The sequence below is a fragment of the Bacillus sp. SIMBA_026 genome (assembly GCF_046535335.1).
In the GTDB taxonomy this organism is placed as follows: domain Bacteria; phylum Bacillota; class Bacilli; order Bacillales; family Bacillaceae; genus Bacillus; species Bacillus velezensis.
In genome coordinates, this window is record NZ_JAWRWX010000252.1 from 1 (window position 1) to 263 (window position 263).

Consider the following 263-nt stretch of genomic DNA (forward strand, 5'->3'; position numbering starts at 1 on the left):
GGGCGTCGCTGAGTTTGGCATCGCCGCCTAACGCGCGCTCTAGCAGGACTGAGGTGCCATTTTGTAGCGCTTGGTTGGCGGCAAACTGGCCAATGCCCTGCCAGGTGTTGAGCGTGGCGCCGGTGACGGTGCCGCTATTGGCCAGTTGCCCGGCATGACCGTCAATAGCCGGAGAGGTACCTGTTGCGGTCTCGGTGCCAGTCCATTGGTCATAAAGACCAGCTGTCAGGCCGGCCGTTACGCCGGTCACAACATAACCCTTC

Annotated in this window: 1 protein-coding gene; it reads right to left on the reverse strand. The window is 61.6% G+C overall.

Annotated features, from left to right (window positions below; translation table 11 throughout):
* Positions 1 to 263 (reverse strand): hypothetical protein (locus SB847_RS21380; protein ID WP_410578666.1); only part of this gene is annotated, 263 nt, incomplete at both ends.